Below are 5,142 nucleotides of genomic sequence, written 5' to 3' on the forward strand. Positions count from 1 at the left end.
AAGCAAGCGGGCTTCGTGCCCGAACCATTTATTGGGAACGGCGTGCGCGGATCTCATCATGGCCTGGCTGCAACAGCAGCTCACTCGCGAGAGGCCGGATACATTTATGCAACTGGAATCGTCATCGGCGATGTCGCGAACCCTTGCACGGACGGGGCGGACCATACATTTTTTGAAAGAAGCTCGCGCTGTGCCGACGCTTCCAGCATCTGGTCGGCGAGCAGCTTCTTCAGCTTCGCGTTCTCGTCTTCCARRGCYTTCAGCCGYTTGGCRTCRGAGACGTCCATCCCGCCATACTTAGTGGGATGGTCCGCCCCCACCAGCGCCGCGCTAATATGGCCGGTGCAGCAAAATGGAGGAGATCATGAACGTCGCTACATTTGGCATCGATGTCGGTAAGACCTGGTTCCATCTCATTGGCCTCGACAGCAGAGGAGCAGTTGTCGCGCGAGAGCGCTTCAATCGGAGCCAGCTGCTTCGGTACATGTCACGTATGAATTCCGCGCTCGTGGGCATGGAAGCGTCGTGCGGAAGCCATCATCTCGCCCGCGATCTGATTGCACTTGGTCACGATGCGCGCCTGATGTCGGCAAAGTTCGTGCGGCCATACCTGAAGGGTAACAAGAACGACTATCTCGACGCCGAGGCAATCGCAGAAGCTGTCCAGCGGCCAACAATGAGATTCGTACCAGTGAAGACGCCGGAGCAGCTCGATCTTCAAGCGATCCACCGGATCAGAAGCGGCCTCATCAGTCGCAGAACGGGAGTGATCAACCAGATCCGGTCATTCCTGCAGGACCGCGGTATCACTGTTCCACCAGGTCCGGCCGTCTTGGCTCGAAAGCTTCCGGAGATTCTAACCGACCTCGAAGGCCGTCTCATGCCAGGAATGAAGCGCCTGCTGACGCTGCTTCAGCAACAATGGTTGGCGATAAACGACCAAGTGGCAGAACTCGAGGCTGAGCTTCGTGACGTTGCCGAGCGCGATGATGCATGCGGACGCCTCGCGTCGATACCCGGGATCGGTACGATCACCGCGACGGCGATCGTTGCTGCGATCGGCGATGGCCGCATGTTCAAATCTGGGCGCGACTTCGCAGCTTGGCTCGGCCTCGTCCCTCGACAGTATTCGACGGGCGGCCGATCGACACTGTCGGCATCAGCAAGCGCGGCAACTCCTACATCCGAACGCTTCTGATTCACGGCTCCCGATGCATGCTGAGATTCTTCAAGAATCCGGCGACCGCCATCGGATTGTGGGTGACGCAACTGAAGGCGCGCACCCACGCAAACGTCGCGGCGGTCGCCCTGGCGAACAAGCAGGCCCGCACTGCGTGGGCGCTGCTCACGCAGGGCACCTTTTATGAGACCCGACCGATGACGTAGACGCGTCAGGAGGTCACCGAAGTCTGCGAGCGCAACAAAAGGAATGATGGACCAACGGTCAACCGGCGTCTCCCGAGAACCCGATGGAAGAAGCGGCCGCTTCGCAGGCCGGGTTATTTAGCTGGGACGGGGACGCGCGGATCCCATCATGGCCAGGAGCGACAAGAGGCTCCACGAACAGGCCGGATAGATTGATGCAGACCATGCGGTTCAACACCTCAAATGCACTTGCAGATCGGGGGCGGACCATAGATGGCCTTCCAGTTATACAGCGTCGCCTCCGAGACCCCATGCTTGCGGGCAAGATCGCCCGCCTTCGCACCTGCTTCATGCTCGCGCAGAACCGCGAGGATCTGCTCTTCCGTAAACCGCTTTCTCTTCATCAGTCCGTCCTTCAGTCAAGGCCCGGACTTTAATCTCAGATGGAGGAAATTCCTCAGTGGCATGTATGGACGGCCTCCGCGTGGCAAGGTGATTTTGGCGCTTCTTACGGGTTGGTCGGGTGCAGGCATGTATACGGCCTTTGAAGTGCGGCGCGTTTCATGCCGCTGGCCCTGATGAAGTCCGCTGATCGGATCCCAGACAGGTCAACGCGCTTTTTCGAGCGGCACCCACTGAGCGGATTTGTCCGATCCCGGCTCGACCGTCCGTCATCACACCATTAGCACCTCACCAATCTCTGCATCCTCTACGGCCGCGTCACGCGGTGGCCGAAGCTTCAAAGCGTTTGCCGGTGATCATCAGAGCCCACACGGTCCGCGCCATCTTGTTCGCGAGTGCAACGGCGACGACATTGTACGGCTTCTTCGTCAGAAGCTCGGCAGCCCAGCGGGTCGGCGCCGCTTTGCCCTTGCGACTGAACCTGAGGACGGCATGGGCGCCAACTACAAGCAGTCGACGGATATAGGGATCGCCCTGCTTACTGATCCGGCCGAGACGATCCTTGCCGCCTGACGAGTTCTGCCGCGGCACAAGACCGAGCCACGCAGCCAACTGTCTGCCGGATCTGAACAGCGACGCGTCTGTCACCGTCGCGGCGATCGCGCTGGCGGTGATCGGGCCAATTCCAGGTATTGTCTCTAGGCGCCGGCTAAGTTCATTCGAGCGGTGCCAGGCGTGGATCTGACGATCCAGGTCAATGACCTTCTCATGCGCCGCTCGTAGCTGCTCGACCAGGGGAATAAGCGCAACTCGGGCAAGCGGTGGGATGAGCTCGTTATTCTCGTCTGCGACGAGCTCGATCAGCATCCCGACGCCGGCAATGCCCTGGCGCGTCACGATTCCGAACTCAGCCAGGTGGCCGCGCAAGGCGTTGACAAGCATTGTCCGCTGCCGGACCAGAAGCTCTCGGACTCGATAAAGCATCAGCACGCTCTGCTGCTCCTCGCTCTTCACCGGAACGAAGCGCATCGACGGCCGCGTCACCGCCTCGCAGATCGCCTCAGCATCTGTCGCATCGTTCTTCTGCCGCTTTACGTATGGTTTGACATAGGAAGCCGGCATCAACCGAACCTCATGACCCAGCCGCATGAGAACGCGGACCCAGTGGTGTCCGGTCGCACAAGCCTCAATACCGATCAGGCAGGAGGGCAACGCCTCGAAAAATCCGACGACATCACCGCGCCGTAACTTCCGACGAAGGACGACCCCGCCGCCAGCTTCGATGCCGTGAACCTGAAAGACCTGCTTCGCAATATCCAGACCAACTGCGGTAACTTTCTCCATTTCGGCTCTCCCTTATGTAACTTGTGACAGCCACACTATGGCACCTCGATGCCGGGAGCGGAGGCCGTCCACCCCATCAGGTCAGTATTCCTGCGGAGTTAGCCTGAATTTCTCAAAGCAGGTGGTGCATCGGCTCTGCGAATCTGTAAAACTGCTTTTGCAACAAAGGCTTAACGGATTCACGGAAGAGAGCCGATGCAAACAGACTGTATCTGCGAGCAGCGCGAATTTGAAGGCTTTGACGGCCACAAAGTTGTTGCCGGTTTCGATGGCGGTGCCATCACCTCGGACGCCGGCATGCTTCTGTTGCGCCATACCGACAAGGCCATTGGCCTGTTCGATCGTGTGGCCTCGTGCTTTGTCGACCGACGCGATCCGGACCTCACGGTTCACAGCGTACGCACCCTGGTCGGGCAACGCATTGCGGCGATCGCACTCGGTTACGAGGACGTCGACGACCACGACACGCTGCGCCACGACCCGGTGCTCGCACTTCTGTCGGAGAGCCTGACGCCGAAGCGGGAAGACTGTGCGGTGCTTGCCGGCAAGTCGACGTTGAACCGGTTGGAGCACGGCCGCGTCGGGGAGCCGACGCGCTATCACAAGATCAGCTACGACAAGCAGACGCTGGAAGCCCTGTTCGTGGAGCTGTTCCTGGAAGCCCACGACAGGTCGCCTGGCGAGATCGTGCTCGATCTCGACGCCACCGACGATCCGCTACACGGCCACCAGGAGGGCCGGTTCTTCCACGGCTATTACAATTGCTACTGCTATTTGCCGCTCTACGTCTTCTGCGGCCGGCACCTTTTGGCGGCAAAGCTGCGACGCTCCAATATCGACGCCAACAAGGGATCGGTCGAAGAGATCGAGCGGATCGTGACCCAGATCCGCCAGACGTGGCGCACAGTGCGCATCATCCTGCGCGCCGATTCCGGCTTTGCCCGCGAGGAACTGATGGCCTGGTGTGAGCAAAACCGCGTCGACTATGTCTTCGGCCTCGCCCGCAACGAGCGGCTGGAAACGAAGATTGCCTCGGCCCTGGAGGAAGCGAGCCGGGCATCCAGGGCAAGCGGCCAGGCCGCACGCGTCTTTCGCGACTTCATGTGGTCGACCAAAGACAGCTGGTCGCGCCGCCGGCGGGTCATCGCCAAGGCCGAATGGACGACGCAGGGCGCCAATCCGCGCTTCATCGTGACCTCGCTCAAGCCGGGGCGCTGGGCGGCACGGGCGCTTTACGAGGACCTCTACTGCGCACGCGGCGACATGGAGAACCGGATCAAGGAATGTCAGCTCGACCTCTACGCCGACCGCACCAGTGCCCACACCATGCGCGCCAATCAATTGCGGCTCTGGTTCGCCTCGTTTGCCTATGTCTTGATCTGCGCCTTGCGCCGCCTCGGCCTCGCCCACACCCGGCTCGCCGAGGCCACTTGCGGCACGATCAGGCTGAAGCTCTTGAAGATCGGCGCACAGGTCCGCGTCTCGGTGCGCCGCATCAAGGTGGCAATGGCTTCGGCCTGTCCCCATGCGGAGGAATTTGCCTTGGCACACGCCCGAATACGCGCCGCGGCCCGATGAGCCGCAGGACCTGAACCCTTCCCGCTAACAACAGAGGAGACATTGCAGAACCCACGGCCGCCGCACACCGCGGCGCCGGCTGCGCTCGTCTTCGAACGCGGGACCTCGAAGCCGGCGTCCGGACCGGCCAAAACGCGGCTCAATGGCGGGTGCGGTGAGAGAAGCGGGTTAGATAGTCGCCCGTGAAGAAAGCCATTTCGGCACCGGTGTTAAAGGCGAGCCCCGTTTCGGAGGCTATTCCGGTTGAGCTGCGGAGGTCAGGCTGATCGTGGCTGGACCGGTGACGCTGGAGCGGTTGCAAGCAGCGCCAGGAAGAAGGCAAACAAAAGCCTCAGCCAGTTGAGCAAGAGGCTGAAGTTGTAGCCGGCGAGCATGGCGTTGTTGGCGTCGCCTTCGGTGAAGGCCAGAAAGTTGCGGCCCATGCGATGGTCCTGCTTGAGATGGCCGATGACC

The 5,142-nt window shown here is 60.9% G+C and carries 2 protein-coding genes and 4 pseudogenes; 2 read left to right on the top strand and 4 right to left on the bottom strand.

Translation table 11 applies throughout. The features are described 5' to 3' along the window. Window positions 1-164: 164 nt before the first annotated feature. Window positions 165-299, bottom strand: a pseudogene (locus AC1D1L_RS33310) (transposase); the annotation flags it as partial. A gap of 65 nt (window positions 300-364) precedes the next feature. Between AC1D1L_RS33310 and AC1D1L_RS33315 the strand changes: the two are divergent. Beyond that, window positions 365-1,386: pseudogene (locus AC1D1L_RS33315) on the top strand (IS110 family RNA-guided transposase). A 245-nt stretch (window positions 1,387-1,631) separates the two neighbouring features. Here AC1D1L_RS33315 and AC1D1L_RS33320 read toward each other — a convergent pair. Beyond that, a pseudogene (locus tag AC1D1L_RS33320) lies at window positions 1,632-1,769 on the bottom strand (transposase); the annotation flags it as partial. Between the two features lie 316 nt (window positions 1,770-2,085). Further along, entirely contained in the window at window positions 2,086-3,111 is a 1,026-nt protein-coding gene (locus AC1D1L_RS33325; RefSeq protein WP_477345736.1) for an IS110 family RNA-guided transposase, read from the bottom strand. Between the two features lie 195 nt (window positions 3,112-3,306). On the opposite strand from AC1D1L_RS33325, the gene AC1D1L_RS33330 reads away from it, so the two are divergent. Beyond that, a complete protein-coding gene (locus tag AC1D1L_RS33330) occupies window positions 3,307-4,689 on the top strand; it encodes an IS1380 family transposase (protein ID WP_477345738.1) in 1,383 nt (460 codons plus the stop codon). Between the two features lie 257 nt (window positions 4,690-4,946). Here AC1D1L_RS33330 and AC1D1L_RS33335 read toward each other — a convergent pair. Further along, window positions 4,947-5,142 (bottom strand): annotated as a pseudogene (locus tag AC1D1L_RS33335) (IS5/IS1182 family transposase); the annotation flags it as partial.

It is taken from the genome of Mesorhizobium sp. P2_D6 (genome assembly GCF_056404315.1).

Bases quoted from the DNA above. Each gene is read 5' to 3' on its own strand.
- AC1D1L_RS33325 (WP_477345736.1), bottom strand. From the start codon at position 3,111: ATGGAGAAAGTTACCGCAGTTGGTCTGGATATTGCGAAGCAGGTCTTT.
- AC1D1L_RS33330 (WP_477345738.1), top strand. From the start codon at position 3,307: ATGCAAACAGACTGTATCTGCGAGCAGCGCGAATTTGAAGGCTTTGAC.